The sequence below is a fragment of the Actinomadura sp. NBRC 104412 genome, from assembly GCF_030269515.1.
Lineage (GTDB): Bacteria > Actinomycetota > Actinomycetes > Streptosporangiales > Streptosporangiaceae > Spirillospora.
The window spans coordinates 231,085-248,251 of the sequence record NZ_BSTM01000007.1 but is presented as its reverse complement, the minus strand read 5'-3'; the positions used below and the strand labels follow the sequence as shown (position 1 = coordinate 248,251).

The following is a 17,167-nucleotide window of genomic DNA, read 5'->3' as shown; positions in this document are numbered from 1 at the left end:
ACCTTTCCGGCCCGGTTCGGAACGAGGGCCGCTCAGCCCGTGCGCGCGACGGACGCGGAACGGCGGCGCGGCATCGGGATCCGGTCCAGGTCGTGCGCGATCGTGATCTCGCCGTCGAAGCGCGCCGCCGCCTGCTCGGCGAACAGGGGCTCGTCCTCGGATCGGTACCGCTCGGAAAAGTGGGTCAGGACCAGGTGGCGCACGCTGGCGGCCGCCGCGATCTCGCCCGCCCACCCCGCCGTCAGGTGCTTGCGCTCCTCGGCCAGCCGCGCGTCCGCGTCCAGGAACGTGGACTCGATGACGAGCATGTCGGCGTCCCGGGCCAACTCGTAGGCGGCGGGGCACAGGCCGGTGTCCATCACGAACGCCACCTTCTGCCCCGGACGCCGGACGCTCACCTCCTCCAGCGCGACCGTGCGGCCGTCCGGCGCCGTGACCCGGCCCTCGTCCCGCAGCCTCCGGACGAGCGGGCCGCGCACGCCCCGCGCCGCCAGCTCCCCGGGCAGCATCGTCACCCCGTCCGGCTCCTCCAGCCGGTACCCGTACGCCTCGATGGAGTGGTCGAGCCGGCGCGCGGTCAGCGTGAACGGCGCCGGGCCGGTGTCCAGCCGCACCGTGTCGCCCGCGAGCGGATGTTCCGCGATCTCGCTGGTGTCGTAGAAGGACGTCGCGTGCCGCAGGCGCCGCCAGTACTCCTCCCCGCTCGCGGGGAACGCCGCGTTCACCACGTGCTCCACCTCGTCCCTCGCGATCCGCTGTATCATGCCGGGGACGCCGAGGCAGTGGTCGCCGTGGAAGTGCGTCAGGCAGATCCAGGTGACGGCGGTGGCGGTGACGCCCGCGAACGTCATCTGCCGCTGGGTGCCCTCGCCCGGGTCGAACAGTAGGCCGTGCCCGTCCCAGCGCAGCAGGTAGCCGTTGTGGTTGCGGGTCTTGGTCGGCACCGCGCTGGCGGACCCGAGCACCAGCAGATCGCGTACGGACATGCCCCCATGGTGCCGGTGATCGGCCGCGGCCGGCCTCCGATTATCCGGCCGCGTCCCTGGCCGCCTTCCTGGCCGCCTCCCAGGACCGCCGCGCGGCGTCCGCCCTGTCCAGGGAGGCGCGCTCGGCGTCGGGATCGGAGCGCATGCGGGCGGCCTCGGCGAAGTGCACCCACACGTCCGCCTCCTGCGCGAGCGCCCGTTCGGCACGCATGATCTCCAGGGCCTGGCCGAAGAAGTTGATCGCCACCACCGGGAGGCGGCGGGCCAGGCAGACCTCGCCGAGGCCGGTCAGGGCGCGTCCGCGATTGAAGCGGTCTGGCTCCTTCAAGGCCGCGAACGCGTTCGGCAGGGGCTGGAGCAGGTCCGCCGCGCGGTCCGTGTCACCGGCCGCGCAGACCGCACGGCCCAGCCGGTAGCGGGCCAGAAGGATCGCGCGCTCGTCGCCGGTCCGCTCGGCGCGCCGGAGGTCCTCTTCCAGGGCCTCCAGCGGGACGGCCGGTTCATCCTGCTTCTCGTCGGCACGCACACCGACGTCCTCCCCGGGCAGGAAGAGGCTCAACCCGTTTCGGGGCGGCTCAGGGCTTTTCGGAAGGTTCGTCCTTGGCGACCTGGACAGCCTTGGCGGCCTGGGCGGCCTCCCATTCCTGCTGTTTGAGGTCCGCCTCGCGAGGAGCCTGGATCTTGCGGATCTGCTTGTTCATCGACCGGATCAGGAAGATCAGCGCGATCAGCAGGGCCACGAACACCCCGAATCCGAGGAACCCCGGGGTCACGGTGTCGTCGTTGAGCGGCATCGCGAGCGGCGCCCCGTGCGTCGGCAGGGCGGCGAAAACGGACACTACAGACATACCTTCTCCCGGACGCCGGCGAACAGATCGTCCTCCGGCAGCTCCGTGTCGACCAGGGACCTGGCCAAATGGTAGTCCTCGGTGGGCCATACCTCGCGCTGGACGTCCAGTGGGACGCGGAACCAGAAGCCGTTGGGGTCGATCTGGGTGGCGTGCGCCAGCAGTGCCTTGTCCCTGGTCTCGAAGAAGTCCCCGCACGGGACGCGGGTGGTCACGTCCCACAGGGCCGGGCGCTCCTCCTTCTCGAAGCGCTCGATCCACTCCTTGTACGGGGACTCCAGGCCCTTGCTCTCCATGGCGGCGTGCAGCGCCAGGACCCGCTCCTTGGTGAAGGTCATGTGGTAGTAGAGCTTGAGCGGCTGCCAGGGCTCGCCCGCGTCCGGGTAACGGTCCGGGTCGCCCGCGGCCTCGAACGCCTCCACCGACACCTCGTGGCACTTCACGTGGTCGGGGTGCGGGTAGCCGCCCTTCTCGTCATAGGTCAGGATCACGTGCGGCCGGAACTCGCGGACGGCCCGCACCAGCGGCTCGGACGCGACCTCCAACGGCTGCAACGCGAAACAGCCCTCCGGCAGAGGAGGCGGCGGGTCGCCCTCGGGGAAGCCGGAGTCGACGAAGCCGAGCCAGCGCTGCTCCACCCCGAGGATCTCCCGGGCGCGCGCCATCTCCTCCTCGCGGACCTTCCCGATGTTCTCCTTGATCTCGGCACGGTCCATCGCGGGGTTGAGGATGCTGCCGCGCTCGCCGCCGGTGCACGTGACCACGAGCACCTCGACGCCGTCGGCGACGTACCGGGCCATGGTGGCCGCGCCCTTGCTCGACTCGTCGTCCGGGTGGGCGTGCACGGCCATCAGCCGCAGCCCTTGCCCCGGCCCGCCGGACGGGTCGAGCGGCGCCTCGTCTATGGCCTGGTCTATGGCCTCGGACACGGATACTCCCTCTCAGCAACCTGCACGCGAATCGCCTCGAGGGACCCCGGTTCGGAGCACCCCTCGCGACGGAAGAGAATTGTTCCTGACAACGTCCACGTGCCGCACGGAGATTCCCCGCATGTCAACGAGCGTCAAGCCAGGGTCACCGGCGTCCACCCTGCCCGCCCGGACGGATGACGGGACGGGTGACCGGGAGGGCGACGGCGAGGAGCGCGGTCCGGTGGCGGCGCACGACGGGCCGCCCGGCGAGTGGCCTCCAGGGGACGGAGCGTCCGGAGGTGGCCACCGTCCGGAGCGGGACGGGAGGGACGGGCGGGACGGCCGCCGCCTCGGCCCGCTGGGCGCCGTGGTGATCGGCCTGCTTGCGGTGGTGTTCGCGGCCGGCTGGGCGGTGATCGTCGGTCATGCGGGCACCACCCCGGGAATCGCCTCGCAGACCATCGCGTTCGTCATACAGAGCGACACATCGGTGCAGGTCAAGTATGCCGTCGCCAAGGACGAGGGCGATGTGGTCCAGTGCACGGTGGACGCCTTCGACAAAAGCTTCGCCATTCTGGCGGCCAAGCGGATCACCGTTCCGAAGGGCGTCTCGAAGATCACCCGGACCGACACCTTGAGCACGTCGAAACGGGCCACGGGCGCCCGCGTCAAAGACTGCCACAAGGTGTGAATCACCTGGTGACAGCCCGACCGGTTTTGGCGGGTTGCGTGCGAGCCGTTCAGGGAACCTTTACCCGCACACACCGGATAGGCTAGAGGTTTCACCCGGCCGCACTTCATGTCGATGTGTCGCCCGTCCCGCCGGGACCGGCGAGATCGCTACATGTGGATGAGGAGTACCCGTGACCGAGACCCGCGCTGACAACGTAACCTGGCTGACCCAGGATGCGTACGACCGGCTCAAGGCTGAGCTGGACCACCTGTCGGGCCCGGGCCGCATCGAGATCGCTCAGAAGATCGAGGCGGCGCGGGAGGAGGGCGACCTGCGCGAGAACGGCGGCTACCACGCGGCCAAGGAGGAGCAGGGCAAGATCGAGGGGCGCATCCTCCAGCTCCAGTCCATCCTTGAGAACGCCCGGGTCGGCGAGGCCCCCCGCACCGAGGGCGTGGTCGGCCCCGGCATGACCGTCACGGTCTCCTTCGAGGGCGACGACGAGGAGGTCACCTTCCTGCTCGCGTCCCGCGAGGAGAGCGGCGCTCCCATCGACGTCTACTCCCCCAACTCCCCGCTCGGCGCCGCGATCAACGGCAAGAAGGTGGGGGACAAGGCCACCTACACCCTGCCCAACGGCCGGAGCATGACCGTGGAGATCCTTGACGCCACCCCCTACGCGGGAAGCTGACGCCGGGCGCCGGCCCGGCGCCTCACAGCGCTCCATCGTTCGCCGGAACGCCCCCGATACCCCGTCCGCGGCCGGGTTCGGGGGCGTTTTCCGTGCCCGCGGCCGCGGCGACCAGGGGGAGGGTGCGGTACGGCACCTGGGTGGCCAGGGAGATCACCGAGGACGCGCGCTCCACGCCCCGCACCGCCACGATCATGTCGATCACCCGTTGCAGGTCCTGGTTGCTGCGGGCGACCACGCGGCAGAGCATGTCGCCGGCGCCGGTGATGGTGTGCGCCTCGATCACTTCGGGCACCCCGGCCAGCCGCTCGGCGACGGGGTCGTGACCGCCGGGCTGGCGGATCTGTAGCGTCACGAACGCCGTGACCCCGTAGCCGAGCGCGGCCGGGTCGATCTGCGGGCCGAAGCCGCGGATCACCCCGTGCCTGGACAGCCGGTCGAGCCGGGCCTGGACGGTGCCGCGCGCCACCCCGAGCCGTCGGGACGCCTCCAGCACGCCGATCCTGGGCTCGGCCGTGAACAGCGCGATCATCCGTGCGTCCAGATCGTCGATCATCCGGTCCCGCCCCCTCGTGGTCAGACTGCACAGGGCGTCCTGCCATTCCGGCGATTCACTGTACAGATTGTCCACTGATTCAGGTAACCCTTGCGCAGTCTGCAAGGCGGTGCGGAGATTGGGGGCATGGATGAGTTTCCGGTCAAGGGCATGGACGCCGTCGTCTTCGCCGTGGGCAACGCCAAGCAGGCCGCGCACTTCTACTCGACCGCCTTCGGGATGCGCAGGGTCGCCTATCGCGGACCTGAGAACGGGAGCCCGGACGAGGCCGCGCACGTCCTGGAATCGGGAAGCGCCAGGTTCGTCTTCCGCGGCCCGGTGCGGGCGGGCACGGAGCTGGGGAGGCACGTCGCCGAGCACGGGGACGGGGTGATCGACCTGGCCATCGAGGTGCCGGACGTGGAGGCCGCGTACGAGCACGCGACCTCCCGGGGCGCCCGCGGGATCGAGGAGCCGCACGTCCTGGAGGACGATCACGGCAAGGTGGTGGTCGCCGCGATCGCCACCTACGGCGAGACCCGGCACTCGCTGGTCGACCGCTCCAACTACACCGGCCCCTACCTGCCGGGCTTCGTCCCGGCCGCGCCCATCGTGGAGCCGCCCGCCTCCGGACGGCACTTCCAGGCGATCGACCACTGCGTGGGCAACGTCGAGCGCATGGACGAGTGGGCGGACTTCTACCACAAGGTGATGGGCTTCACCGACATGGCCGAGTTCATCGGGGACGACATCGCGACCGAGTACTCGGCGCTGATGTCCAAGGTCGTGGCGGACGGCACGCGCAAGGTCAAGTTCCCGATCAACGAGCCGGCCGAGGGCCGCAGGAAGTCGCAGATCGACGAGTACCTGGAGTTCTACGGCGGGCCGGGCGTGCAGCACATCGCGCTGGCGACCGGCGACATCCTCGCCGCCGTGGACGCGATGAGCGCCGCGGGCGTGGAGTTCCTCGACACCCCCGACTCCTACTACCAGGACCCGGAGCTGCGCGCCCGGATCGGCGAGGTGCGGGTACCGGTGGAGGAACTGCGCACGCGCCGGATCCTGGTGGACCGGGACGAGGACGGCTATCTCCTGCAGATCTTCACCAAGCCCGTCCAGGACCGTCCCACGGTGTTCTTCGAGCTGATCGAGCGGCACGGATCGATGGGCTTCGGCAAGGGCAATTTCAAGGCGCTGTTCGAGGCGATCGAGCGGGAGCAGGCCAGGCGCGGCAATCTGTGATCCCTATCACCCGATCCGTAGCCTTCGGCCCGAAAGAATCACCATAAGTGACCACGGGGCAATTCATCCGAGTTGCCCCGTGTGCCGGGCACGGGCAGTCTTGGCACCGTGCACACGGCCGGAAGTACGCCCAGGAGCCCTCGCGGGGCCCGCAGCCACGTCCGTCGCGGCGTGTCCGGGCTGTCCGCCCTCGCCGTCGCGGGCGCGCTGACGGCCTGTATCAGCCTTCCCCGGGATGACGAGCCCCCGCCGCTGCCACCGGACGCCGGATCCCCGGGGCCGACCGGCCCTTCGGGCCCCGACAGCGTCGGCGACGCCTACGTCCCGGGCAACGGCAACGGCGGGTACGACGTCCAGCACTACACCCTGAGGCTGAACATCACCCCCGGCGCCCCCAACGAGCTGGACGGCACGGCGGAGATCACCGCGTCGGCGACGCAGCGGCTGCCGAGCCTCAACCTCGACCTCACCGGGCTGACCGTCTCGGAGGTGCGGGTGAACGGCGCGGCGGCGCGGCACCGGCGCGAGGACGAGGAACTGGTGATCAATCCGGCCACGCCGGTGGAGAAGGGCGCCAGATTCACCGTCACCGTGCGGTACGCGGGCACGCCCCGTCCCGTGGAGGACCCGATCCTGGGCCGGTACGGGTGGATCCGCACCCCCGACGGGGTGTTCGTGGCCTGCCAGCCGAGCGGAGCGCACACCTGGTTCCCCAGCAACGACCATCCCAGCGACAAGGCCACCTTCGACATCCAGCTCACCGTGCCCGCCGGGCTCACCGCGATCTCCAACGGCGAGCCGTCCACGCCGGTCACCGGGTCCGAAGGCGGCGGGGCCGAGGTGCCGCCCGCGCGACCCGGCGTGCCCCCGGGCGAGGTGCCGGCGCAGCCGAGCCCCGTGATCGCCCCGGTCGCGGCGAAGGGCGGGCGGGTGACCTCCAACTGGAAGGTCTCCCAGCCCATGGCCACCTACCTGGCCACCGTCAACGTCGGCAGGTTCGGCGTGCGGACGGGCAGGACGCCCGGCGGCATCACCAACATCACGGCCGTGGACCCCTCGGTGATCGGCACCCCGCTGGACGCCTTCTACGCCAAGAACTCGGAGATCACCGACGAGTGGGTGCGCCGGTTCGGGCCCTACCCGTTCGGCTCCACCGGCGGACTGGTCGACAACGCCAGGGTGAACTTTGCGCTGGAGACCCAGACCCGCCCGGTGTACGGGGCGTTCGGCGCGGACGAGGGGATCGTCGCGCACGAGCTGGCGCACCAGTGGTTCGGCGACAGCGTCAGCGTGACGCGCTGGCAGGACATCTGGCTGAACGAGGGCTTCGCGACCTACGCCGAGTGGATGTGGGAGGAGAAGGCCGGCGGGCAGTCGGTGCAGTCGCAGTTCGACTCCCTGTACTCCGACTCCGGCAACCGCGAGCTGTGGGACGTCCCGACCGGGAACCCCGGCAGGGCCCAGATGTTCGGCCGCACGGTGTACGACAGGGGCGCGATGACCCTGCACACGCTGCGCAGGCGGGTGGGCGACGACACATTCTTCAAGATCCTGCAAACCTGGACCAAGGAGCGCCGCCACTCCAACGCCACGACGCAGCAGTTCATCGAGACCGCCGAGCGGGTGTCGGGGAAGCAGCTCGACGACCTCTTCCAGAGCTGGCTGTACGAGCGGGGACGGCCACGGCGCTGACCCCTGGGGATCGGCAACCGATCCCCAGGAGTGGGCAACGGATCCGGAAAGCCATGGTCTGACCGCGCGACAGGAGCGGGCGGGCTCGCCATGGTGGCCGCGTGGTGACATGCTCCGCGGCGCGCGCCTCCGCCGCCTCCCTGATCCTCGTCCCGGCGCTGTTCGCGAGCGCCCTCACCGCCGCGACCGCCTCGCCCGCCCCGCCACGGCCCGCACAGCAACACCCGGCGCAGGACGGGGCGGACGGAGCGTTCACCCCGGGCGCTCCGGGCGTCGGCGACCCGTACTTCCCGCAGGCGGGCAACGGCGGCTACGACGCCCGCCACTACGACATCCGGCTCCGGTACGAGCCGCGCGACCGGCGGATCGCGGCCACCACGCGGGTCACCGCGGTCGCGACGCAGAACCTGTCCCGGTTCGACCTGGACTTCGTCGGCAACCAGATCCACGAGGTCACCGTCGACGGGAGCCCCGCCGCGTACCGCCGGGACGGCCAGGAGCTCATCGTCACGCCGCGCCCGGGCATCGTGAAGGGACACCACTTCACCGTCGCCGTCGCCTACACGGGTGCGCCGAACGGCCGCGGCTCCGGCTGGATCCGCACCCCCGACGGCGCGGTCAGCCTGTCGCAGCCACAGGGCTCGGCCACCTGGTTCCCGCTGAACGACCATCCCACCGACAAGGCCACGTACTCCTACCGGATCACCGTGCCGGAGGGGCTGTCCGTCCTGGCCAACGGCGAGCCGGTGCGGTCGTTCCTGGCGGGCGGCCGGACGGGCGGCCGGGCGGGCGCGCCGCGGACCGTGACGCACCTGTGGCGCTCCCGGCGGCCCATGGCGGGCTACCTGGCCATGGTGGCGATCGGAAGGTTCCGCGTGCGCGAGGGACGCTCCCCCGCCGGAATCCGGACGATCAGCGCGGTGGACACCTCGCTGATGCAGGACGTGGCACGGTTCCACGCCACCACCGGCAAGGTGACGGACTGGGCGGCGCGGCTCTTCGGCCGGTACCCGTTCGACTCCTCCGGCGGCGTCATCGACAACGTCCCGGTCGGCTACGCGCTGGAGACGCAGAACCGGCCCGTCTACCCGAGCGCCGCCGACGTCCCGCTGATCGTGCACGAGCTCGCCCACCAGTGGTTCGGCAACAGCGTCAGCCTGCGGCGCTGGGAGGACATCTGGCTGAACGAGGGCTTCGCCACGTACGCCGAATGGCTGTGGAGCGAGCAGCACAAGGGCCGGACCGCCGAGCAGTTCTTCAGGCAGGCGTACAAGCGCGCGAGCGCGAAGGACTGGGAGCGGCCCACCGGCAGGCCGGGTCCGAAGGGCCTGTTCGACCACTTCCCCATCTACACGCGCGGGGCCATGACCGTGCACGCGCTGCGCACCACCGTCGGTGACCGCGCGTTCTTCCGGATCCTGCGCGCCTGGACGGCCACGCGCGCCCACGGCCACGGCACGACCCGCGACCTCATCGCGCTCGCCGAGCAGGTGTCCGGAAGGAACCTCGGCCCGCTCTTCCGGGACTGGCTCTACGAGCCCGGACGGCCCGCCATGCCGAAACGGACCAACCGCCCGTCCGAGGATGCGACTGTCCTGAACCGGTCCAAATCGCAATCGAATCGCGCTTGATCAGTGGTGCCCGCGCTGGGACTTTTGGGCGATGAGCAGCAGAGCCTCGAAAGGGACGGCCGTGGTGGCGCTCGCCGCCACGGCGGGAATCCTGGTCTCGGCGGTGCCCGCGGGGGCCACCACCAAGTACACGCCCGGCGCTCCGGGAGCCGGCGACCCCTACTTCCCCGACATGGGCAACGGCGGGTACGACGTCGCCCACTACGACATCGCGCTGAAGTACGACCCGGTCGGCAAGGGGATCCAGGCCGTCACCGGCATCCAGGCGCGCGCCACGCAGAACCTGTCCCGGTTCAACCTGGACTTCCTGGGTCCCTTGCGGATCTCCTCGCTGCGGGTGAACGGCGCCAAGGCCGCGTTCAGGCGCACCGGCGCCCAGGAACTGGAGATCACCCCGCGCAAGGGGCTGCGGAAGAACAGCAAGTTCACGGTCACCGTCGCCTACTCGGGCGTCCCCCAGACCATCAACGACGCCACGCTGGGCACCTCCGGCTGGGTGCCGACCAGTGACGGCGCGCTGATGGTCAACCAGCCGTTCGGCGCGGCCACGGTGTACCCGGTGAACGACACGCCCGCGGACAAGGCCACCTACAGGTTCTTCCTGACCGCGCCCAAGTCGCTGACGACGCTGGCCAACGGCGACTTCTCCGGCAAGGTCACCAAGGGCGGCCTCACCACCACGCGCTGGGAGATGCGCCAGCCGATGGCCAGCGAGCTGAGCATGCTCACGATCGGCAAGTACGACGTTCTCAGCGGGAAGACCTCCACCGGCATCCCCAACATCACCGCCACCGACCAGGCGCTGGGCATCAGCCCCGCGCTGGGCCGCGAGTTCCACGACCAGACCGCCCTCATCCAGGACTTCCTGGCCACCAAGTTCGGCAGGTACCCGTTCACCTCCACCGGAGGCATCGTCGTCAGGGCGAACATCGGGTACGCGCTGGAGACCCAGGCGCGCTCGATCTACGACCGCGCCCACGCCCCCGGGACGCTGCCGTCCCGCACGACCATCGCGCACGAGCTGGCGCACCAGTGGTACGGCGACAGCAGCACGCCGGAGCGGTGGTCGGACATCTGGCTGAACGAGGGCTTCGCGACCTACGCCGAGTGGCTGTACCTGGAGAAGTTCCAGAACAAGCCGGTCCAGCAGAGCTTCGACGAGACCTACGCCACACCGGCGGACGACGACCTGTGGAAGCCGCTCACGGCCGACCCCGGCCGGGACAACATCTTCCACCCCACCGTCTACGACCGCGGCGCGATGACCGTCCACGCCCTGCGGCTGGAGATCGGCGAGAAGGACTTCGCCCGGCTGATCAAGGAATGGCCGGCCCGGAACCGCGGCGGGACCTTCACCACCCGCGAGTTCATCCGGTTCGCCGAGGACATTTCCGGCGAGCGGCTGGACGACCTCTTCCGGAAGTGGGTCTTCACCTCCGGCAAGCCGTCCCTGTGACGTGGCGCTCGCACGCGTGAGCGGCCGGCGACCCGCCCCCGGGCGGGGAGCACGGTCCGCTCACGCGGCGAGCACCGCGTAGCCCTTGTCCCTGAGCCGGCCAAGCACTTCCTCGCAGTGTTCGGGGCCGCGCGTCTCCAGGTGCATCAGCACCTCCGCCTCCTCGACGTGGAGGCGCGCGGCGACCCGCTCGTGCATCACGTCCAGCACGTTCACGCCCAGCTCGGCCAGCTCGCGCAGCAGCGTCACCAGCGCGCCGGGACGGTCGATCAGCCGGCAGCGCACCACCAGGTACCGGCCGGCGCCCGCCAGCCCGTGCCTGAGCACCTTGGCCAGCAGCACGGGGTCGATGTTCCCGCCCGACAGCAGCGCCACCACGGGGGTCCGCACCGCGTAGGAGTGCTCCAGCAGCGCCGCCACGCCCGCCGCCCCGGCGGGCTCCACCACCTGCTTGGCGCGTTCGAGGCAGAGCAGCAGCGCCTGCGAGATCGACTCCTCGGTCACCGTGACCACCGCGTCGACCAGCTCGGTCACCAGCTCGTAGGTCAGCTCGCCCGGCCGCCCGACCGCGATGCCGTCCGCCATCGTGGGCTGCACGTCCACCCGGACCGGCTTGCCCGCCGCCAGGGACGGCGGGAACGCCGCCGCCTTCTTCGCCTGCGCGCCCACCACCTTGACGTCGTGGTCGGCGGCCTGCTTCAGCGCCGCCGCGACCCCGGAGATCAGCCCGCCGCCGCCCACGCCGCCGACGACCGTCCGCACGTCGGGGCACTGCTCCAGGATTTCCAGGCCGATCGTCCCCTGCCCGGCCACCACGTCCGGATGGTCGAACGGGTGGATCAGGACGGACCCCTCCCTGGCGGCGTGCTCCATGGCCGCGTCCAGGCAGTCGTCCACGGTGGGGCCGGTGAAGACCACCTCGGCGCCGTACGCCTTGGTCGCGGCGACCTTGGGCAGCGGGGCGCCCTCCGGCATGAACACGGTGGCCTTGCAGCCGAGCATGGACGCCGCCAGCGCCACGCCCTGCGCGTGGTTGCCCGCGCTCGCCGCGACGACCCCGCGGGCTCGTTCGTCATCGCTGAGCCGCGCGATCCGCACGTACGCCCCGCGGATCTTGAACGATCCGGTGCGCTGGAGGTTCTCGCACTTCAGGTAGACCGGGCCGCCGATGGCCTCGGACAGCGCCCGGGAGTGCATGAGAGGGGTGGGGACCACCACGTCGCGCAGCAGCGCGCGGGCGGATCGGATGTCGTCGGCGTTGACGAGCGGCATGCGGCGATCCTATGCGCCGCGCCCGCCGAGCCCGGACAGCGCGCGATCGGGGACGGTGATCAGCAGGAACAGCGCGGCCATCCCGAGCATGGACAGGGCCAGCTCGTGCAGGCCGCCGGTGTCGGCCCGCTCGGCGAAGAACAGGCCGGTGAGGCAGGAGGTGATCATCGCGCCGACGTAGGTGAAGGTGCGCAGCAACCCGGCCGAGGAGGCCGTGCGCTCGCGATCGGACTGGTAGTACACCGCGTTCTGCAGGGCGAGCCCGTTCAGCCCCTGGGGGATGCCGAAGGCGAACGCCACCACGAGCAGCAGCCAGATGGCGCTGTGCGAATCCAGCAGCAGAAGCAGCAGGCAGGCGACGACCTGGACCACGGCGCCGACGACGAGCCTCCCGCGGATCTCCGAGCGGCGGCCCGAGTAGGTGGCGGCGACGATCGCGGTGGCGAACAGCGGCAATTGCAGGAGGCCCGCATGCGCGGCCGACAGGCCCCGCCCCTCCTCCAGCCATTGCGTGTAGCCGTACAGGGCCGCATAGCCGACGACGTAGGCGAGTAAGGCGCGGCAGTACGTGGTCAGCAGCGGCACGTTCCCGGCTAAGACGCGCAGGTCGAGAAAGGGCTCCGGCGCCCGTAGCGCGCGTACCACCCAGCACACCGCCGCCGCCACGCTGAGGACCGGCAGGTACCAGCGCGTGGACGCGGGGTTCATGAGGAACAGCAGCAGCGAGATCAGCATCGCGGAGAACAGCGTCACGCCCGGCAGGTCGAGACGGGACATCCGCCGCTCCCCCGGGGCGCGCGGCGGCAGGGGCGTCCTCGGCAGGCGCCGCATGCCCAGCACCACCCCGGCCACGGCCAGCGGAAGGTTGACGGCCAGGGTGGTGCGCCACCCGCCGAGCTCGATCAGCAACCCGCCCAGGCTCGGTCCGATCACGGCCATGACCTGGCTGGAGACGGCCAGCGCGGTCAGCACGCCGGCGGGGCTGTCGCGTCCGGTGCGTTCCCCCTCGCTGCGGATCAGGTACATCGCGGACGGGTAGCCCGCGCAGGTGCCGAAGCCGAGCAGCACCCGCGCCAGGATCAGCACGCCCAGGTTCGGCGCCAGCATGCCGATCAGGCCCGCGACCCCGGTGAGGGCCATGCCCGCCAGGTAGAGGCGGCGCGGCCCGAACAGGTCGATCAGGCGTCCGGTCACCGGCTGCCCGACCGCGGTCGCCATGTAGAGCGCGGCCACCAGCCACGCCGTCTCGGACGGCGGCGCCCCCAGGGCGGCCCCGATCGGCACCAGCGAGACGGCGAGAATCGAGCTATTGATCGGGTTCAGCACCGTACCCAGCAGCATGGGGGCAAGCAGCCTGCGGTCGAAGGCGTCTCCGGGGGGCCGCCCGCCCCTGCTACCGGTCGTCCCCACCCCAGTACAGGTCGGGCCGCTGGATCAGGGCCGCCGCGCCGATGAGCCCGCTGGTCTGCCCCAGCGTCGCCGGGACGATGCGCACCCGCCGCGCGAAGTCCATGCGGGCGTGAACGGCGAACGCCTCCTCCAGCGGGCCGAACAGCAGGTCGCCCGCCTGGGACAGGCCCCCGCCGATCGCCACCACGTCCAGGTCGAGGACATTGGCGGTGGACGCGAGGGCGATGCCCAGTGCCCGGCCCGCTCTGCGCATGGCGGCCATGGCCACCGGGTGGCCCGCGCGGGCGTCGGCGGCCAGGTCCACGCCGGTGGGGTCGCGCTCGTCGTCCCGCCGCCAGCCCTGCTCACGCGCCCACGCCGTCAGGCCCGGCCCGCGCGCGATCGCCTCCAGGCAGCCACGGCCCCCGCAACCGCACGGCGGGCCGTCGGGGTCCACGACGATATGCCCGACGTGCCCGGCGTTCCCGCTCTTGCCGTCGATCAGGCGTCCGCCCAGCACCAGGCCGCCGCCCACGCCGGTCGAGACCACCATGCCCAGGACGTTGCCGTACCCCTTCCCGGCGCCCTGCCAGTGCTCGGCGATCGCGACGCAGACGGCGTCGTTGTGAACGCGCACGGGAAGGCCGGGGAAACGCGCCCGGAGACGGTCACGTAACGGGAAGCCGCGCCAAGCGCGCATGTTGAGCGGCGACACCTCGGCGGCGGGCCAGGTCATCGGGCCTCCGCAGCCCACACCGACGCCGGCGATCCGCTCCGCGTCCGCTCCGGCCGCGGCGAGCACCTTGCCGACCAGCGCGTCGAGGGCCGCCCAGATGGCCTCGGCGTCCCGGCTCCGTGTCTCCGGGTCCGGGTGTTCGATCGGCCGGTTCGGCGTCTCGACGCGCTCGTGGGCCGTCAGGCGCCCGTCCGCGCCCACCATGGCGGCGGCCATCTTGGTCCCGCCGATGTCGATCGCCAGCACGGGCACCTCGGAGCCGCGGTCGCTCACGACCCGCCGTCCTGGTCCGGGACGAAGGTGATCTCCTGTTCGGGGCCGAAGGCGAGGATGGACGCGGTGAACCCGTGCACGTGGTTGCGCCCCGCCACCGGGCCGATCTCACCGGCGGCGAAGAACCCGCCCACCCCGGACGGGCGGAACGCGCGTTCCAGCACCCGGGCGTCGTGATCGGAGTCGGGGAACATGGCGCGGCCCCGCCCGTTGCAGGAGAACAGCAGGGCCCCCTCCACCGGCGCCAGGTCGAAGCGCTCCAGCAGCGTGGTGAGGTCGGCCTCGGCGGCGCCCGCGTCCCTGACCTGGAAGCGGACGGTGCGGCCGACGTCGACCACGTCGCCGATCGCGATCGCCCCGGTGTCGGTGTCGGCGCCCACCACGCCCCGGACCAGGAAGTCGCCGCGCTCGTGCTCGTCGGCGTACTCGTCCATGGCCACGCCGATCAGCAGTCCCTGGCCGGCCATCTCCTGCTCCTCCACGGACAGGCCGAGGACGATCTGCTCCAGCTTCTCCAGCGCGGGCGTGCCGGCCAGCTCGTACAGGATGTTCTCGTCGGCCTTGGTCACCACCATGTCCGGGCCGATCGGGCGGGCGCCCTGGCTGACCACCGTGACCGCGGTCACGGCGCCGCCGAGCACCACCCCGACCGCGCCCGTGTCGTACACGTCCCCGTTGAGGAACAGGCGGGTGGCGCCGCGGCTCGGCCCGTCCGCCATGCCGCCGACCAGCGGCAGCCCGGGCAGCGCCTCCCCGGACCGCTCCACGAAGGCGTCCACCGGGAAGCTGTAGGGATCGGCCAGCAGCACGCCCACCACGTCGTCGTCCTGGCCCTCGGGCATGCCGACGACGATCAGCCGGTCCTCGGCCTTGAGCGTCTCCAGCCGGAACGGCTCCAGCCGGGCGCCGGGCAGCACCCCGGCCCAGGCGCTGACCGCGCTGGCCTCCTCGACGCCGCGGGAACCCCCGATCACCCCGTTGGCGCTACAGCCCAGCACCGTCCGGGCGCCGGCCGCCTCCATCGCGGCCAGCCCGGCCGCCTCCAGCGCGCCGGGATCGTCGGCGGAGACGAAGACGCAGACCAGGTCCGGTGGGGCGCTGAGCGGCTCCAGCGCCGTGCGCACCGCGGTCCGCGCCGCCGCGGTCAGGTCAGGGCCGAGGGCGAGGCCGTCACCGAATCGGGCCATCGGCGGAGCCTCCCTCACGGTTCAGCGGGTCGTTCACACTTCCAGTTTCCCCCTTCACGCGCACGCCACCCAAACAGGGCGGCCGCCGAGTCCGGGACGCCCGAGCCGCAAGGGAATCGGGCCCGTGAGGGTGCGATATCGCGGATCGGCGACGTAGTGTCGATCGCGTGCGTCCATCCGAACCTCGCGAGAGAACACTGGGCGAGCTTCGCACCAGTGGCCACGTGCACCGCTCGGTCAAGGCCGAGATCCGGCACAACCTGCTGAACCGCCTGAGATCGGGCGAGCCCCGCTTCCCCGGCATCGTCGGGTTCGACGACACGGTGCTGCCCCATCTGGAGCGCGCCCTGCTGGCCGGGCACGACCTGGTCCTGCTCGGCGAGCGCGGCCAGGGCAAGACCCGGCTGATCCGCACCCTGGTCGGGCTGCTGGACGAGTGGACCCCGGTCGTCGAGGGATGCGAGATCAACGACCACCCGTACGCGCCGGTGTGCGTGCGGTGCCGCAGGATGGCCGGCGAGCTGGGCGAGGCCCTGCCGGTGGCCTGGAAGCACCGCGACGACCGGTACGGGGAGAAGCTGGCCACGCCCGACACCAGCGTCGGCGACCTGATCGGCGACGTGGACCCGATCAAGGTGGCCGAGGGCCGGCCGCTGGGCGACCCCGAGACCGTCCACTTCGGCCTGGTGCCGCGCACCAACCGGGGCGTCTTCTCCATCAACGAGCTGCCCGACCTGGCCGAGCGGATCCAGGTGGCGCTGCTGAACGTGCTGGAGGAGCGGGACGTCCAGGTCCGCGGGTACGCGCTGCGGCTGCCGCTGGACCTGCTGCTGGTGGCCAGCGCCAACCCCGAGGACTACACCAACCGGGGCCGGATCATCACCCCGCTCAAGGACAGGTTCGGCGCCGAGATCCGCACCCACTACCCGCTGGAGCTGGGCACCGAGCTGGAGCTGATCCGCCAGGAGGCGGAGTTCGCCGACCTGGCCGGGCAGCCGGCCGAGGTGCCCGACCATCTGATCGAGGTGATCGCCAGGTTCACCCGGCTGGTGCGCGAGTCGACGGCGGTGGACACCAGGTCCGGCGTGTCGGCGCGGTTCGCGCTGGCCGGGGCCGAGACCGTGGCGGCGGGCGCCGTGCGGCGGGCCGCGCTCACGGGCGAGGAGCGCGCCGTGGCCCGGGTCTGCGACCTGCCCGCGGTGGTGCCGTCCCTGATGGGCAAGGTGGAGTTCGAGGTCAGCGAGGAGGGCCGCGAGCAGGAGGTGCTGGAGCACCTGCTGCGCCGCGCCATCGCCGAGACCTACCGGCGCACGCTGGGCCCCGCCGACCTGACCGGGCTGCTGGCGAAGTTCGACTCCGGCGAGCAGGTGGAGTCGGGCGAGCTGGTGCCGGCCGCCGAGCTGCTGCGCCGGATCGGCCAGGTCCCCGGGCTCGCCAAGATCATGGAGCGGCTCGGCATGAGCGGCGAGTCCCCCGAGCAGGCCGCCGCCGCGCTGGAGTTCGCCCTGGAGGGCCTCTACCTCACCCGCAGGTTGTCCAAGGACGTCCGGGAGGGCGGAGCGGACGGTACGGCCACCTACCGCACGTGAGGTGCCGGCGGCACGACCGGACAGAGCGAGGGCATGAGCGCCGCCTCTCCGGGGGG

General features: G+C 71.7%; 16 protein-coding genes. 7 read left to right on the top strand and 9 right to left on the bottom strand.

Features of this window, described 5'->3' with window-relative positions:
- Positions 1–32: 32 nt before the first annotated feature.
- The 4 genes from QSK21_RS12000 to mca are packed head-to-tail and all read right to left on the bottom strand — an operon-like array spanning position 33 to position 2,685.
- Entirely contained in the window at positions 33–986 is a 954-nt protein-coding gene (locus tag QSK21_RS12000) for a ribonuclease Z (protein ID WP_285695637.1), read from the bottom strand.
- Positions 987–1,026: 40 nt separating this feature from the next.
- Complete coding sequence (locus tag QSK21_RS11995) at positions 1,027–1,512, bottom strand: hypothetical protein (protein ID WP_285695636.1); 486 nt, start codon at positions 1,510–1,512, stop codon at positions 1,027–1,029.
- Between the two features lie 49 nt (positions 1,513–1,561).
- Positions 1,562–1,834 (bottom strand): hypothetical protein, encoded by a 273-nt coding sequence (locus QSK21_RS11990; protein ID WP_285695635.1) that lies wholly within the window; start codon positions 1,832–1,834, stop codon positions 1,562–1,564.
- The gene (mca, locus tag QSK21_RS11985) at positions 1,825–2,685 is read right to left on the bottom strand and encodes a mycothiol conjugate amidase Mca (RefSeq protein ID WP_285695704.1); all 861 of its coding nucleotides are present in this window, start codon (positions 2,683–2,685) and stop codon (positions 1,825–1,827) included. Before mca ends, QSK21_RS11990 begins: the two co-directional genes overlap by 10 nt.
- Positions 2,686–2,884: 199 nt before the next feature.
- Here mca and QSK21_RS11980 point away from each other — a divergent pair, with 199 nt between their 5' ends.
- Together QSK21_RS11980 and greA are read left to right on the top strand one after the other, a co-directional pair.
- Positions 2,885–3,436, top strand: a complete 552-nt coding sequence (locus tag QSK21_RS11980; RefSeq protein WP_285695634.1) for a DUF4307 domain-containing protein — start codon at positions 2,885–2,887, stop codon at positions 3,434–3,436.
- A gap of 172 nt (positions 3,437–3,608) precedes the next feature.
- Complete coding sequence (gene greA / locus QSK21_RS11975) at positions 3,609–4,109, top strand: transcription elongation factor GreA (RefSeq protein WP_285695633.1); 501 nt, start codon at positions 3,609–3,611, stop codon at positions 4,107–4,109.
- A 22-nt stretch (positions 4,110–4,131) separates the two neighbouring features.
- On the opposite strand, the gene QSK21_RS11970 is transcribed toward greA, so the two are convergent.
- Positions 4,132–4,665, bottom strand: coding sequence for an Lrp/AsnC family transcriptional regulator (locus tag QSK21_RS11970; protein WP_285695632.1), 534 nt, complete (start codon positions 4,663–4,665; stop codon positions 4,132–4,134).
- A 126-nt stretch (positions 4,666–4,791) separates the two neighbouring features.
- Between QSK21_RS11970 and hppD the strand changes: the two genes are divergently transcribed.
- The 4 genes from hppD (at position 4,792) to QSK21_RS11950 (ending at position 10,665) form a co-directional block, all read left to right on the top strand.
- Positions 4,792–5,886, top strand: a complete 1,095-nt coding sequence (hppD, locus tag QSK21_RS11965; protein WP_285695631.1) for a 4-hydroxyphenylpyruvate dioxygenase — start codon at positions 4,792–4,794, stop codon at positions 5,884–5,886.
- A 171-nt stretch (positions 5,887–6,057) separates the two neighbouring features.
- A complete protein-coding gene (locus QSK21_RS11960) occupies positions 6,058–7,578 on the top strand; it encodes a M1 family metallopeptidase (protein WP_285695630.1) in 1,521 nt (506 codons plus the stop codon).
- A gap of 101 nt (positions 7,579–7,679) precedes the next feature.
- On the top strand, positions 7,680–9,209 hold the full coding sequence (locus tag QSK21_RS11955; RefSeq protein ID WP_285695629.1) for a M1 family metallopeptidase: 1,530 nt from the start codon (positions 7,680–7,682) through the stop codon (positions 9,207–9,209).
- Between the two features lie 31 nt (positions 9,210–9,240).
- Positions 9,241–10,665, top strand: a complete 1,425-nt coding sequence (locus QSK21_RS11950) for a M1 family metallopeptidase (RefSeq protein ID WP_285695628.1) — start codon at positions 9,241–9,243, stop codon at positions 10,663–10,665.
- A 60-nt stretch (positions 10,666–10,725) separates the two neighbouring features.
- Here QSK21_RS11950 and ilvA read toward each other — a convergent pair whose 3' ends face one another.
- From ilvA to QSK21_RS11930, 4 genes are read right to left on the bottom strand one after another with little or no spacing between them, the layout of a single operon-like run.
- Positions 10,726–11,937, bottom strand: a complete 1,212-nt coding sequence (ilvA, locus tag QSK21_RS11945) for a threonine ammonia-lyase (RefSeq protein WP_285695626.1) — start codon at positions 11,935–11,937, stop codon at positions 10,726–10,728.
- Between the two features lie 9 nt (positions 11,938–11,946).
- On the bottom strand, positions 11,947–13,278 hold the full coding sequence (locus QSK21_RS11940) for an MFS transporter (RefSeq protein WP_285695624.1): 1,332 nt from the start codon (positions 13,276–13,278) through the stop codon (positions 11,947–11,949).
- Positions 13,279–13,330: 52 nt separating this feature from the next.
- The gene (locus tag QSK21_RS11935) at positions 13,331–14,335 is read right to left on the bottom strand and encodes an ROK family protein (RefSeq protein WP_285695623.1); all 1,005 of its coding nucleotides are present in this window, start codon (positions 14,333–14,335) and stop codon (positions 13,331–13,333) included.
- Positions 14,332–15,522: an FIST signal transduction protein gene (locus tag QSK21_RS11930; RefSeq protein WP_285695621.1), complete on the bottom strand. Its 1,191-nt coding sequence runs from the start codon at positions 15,520–15,522 to the stop codon at positions 14,332–14,334. Before QSK21_RS11930 ends, QSK21_RS11935 begins: the two co-directional genes overlap by 4 nt.
- A gap of 167 nt (positions 15,523–15,689) precedes the next feature.
- Between QSK21_RS11930 and QSK21_RS11925 the strand changes: the two genes are divergently transcribed.
- Positions 15,690–17,111, top strand: a complete 1,422-nt coding sequence (locus tag QSK21_RS11925; protein ID WP_285695620.1) for a magnesium chelatase ATPase subunit I — start codon at positions 15,690–15,692, stop codon at positions 17,109–17,111.
- Positions 17,112–17,167: the final 56 nt, after the last annotated feature.

Coding starts and splice junctions, on each gene's coding strand:
- QSK21_RS12000 (WP_285695637.1), bottom strand. CDS start 986: ATGTCCGTACGCGATCTGCTGGTGCTCGGGTCCGCCAGCGCGGTGCCG.
- QSK21_RS11990 (WP_285695635.1), bottom strand. CDS start 1,834: ATGTCTGTAGTGTCCGTTTTCGCCGCCCTGCCGACGCACGGGGCGCCG.
- mca (WP_285695704.1), bottom strand. CDS start 2,685: ATGGCCGTGCACGCCCACCCGGACGACGAGTCGAGCAAGGGCGCGGCC.
- QSK21_RS11980 (WP_285695634.1), top strand. CDS start 2,885: ATGTCAACGAGCGTCAAGCCAGGGTCACCGGCGTCCACCCTGCCCGCC.
- QSK21_RS11970 (WP_285695632.1), bottom strand. CDS start 4,665: ATGATCGACGATCTGGACGCACGGATGATCGCGCTGTTCACGGCCGAG.
- hppD (WP_285695631.1), top strand. CDS start 4,792: ATGGATGAGTTTCCGGTCAAGGGCATGGACGCCGTCGTCTTCGCCGTG.
- QSK21_RS11950 (WP_285695628.1), top strand. CDS start 9,241: ATGAGCAGCAGAGCCTCGAAAGGGACGGCCGTGGTGGCGCTCGCCGCC.
- ilvA (WP_285695626.1), bottom strand. CDS start 11,937: ATGCCGCTCGTCAACGCCGACGACATCCGATCCGCCCGCGCGCTGCTG.
- QSK21_RS11940 (WP_285695624.1), bottom strand. CDS start 13,278: ATGCTGCTGGGTACGGTGCTGAACCCGATCAATAGCTCGATTCTCGCC.
- QSK21_RS11930 (WP_285695621.1), bottom strand. CDS start 15,522: ATGGCCCGATTCGGTGACGGCCTCGCCCTCGGCCCTGACCTGACCGCG.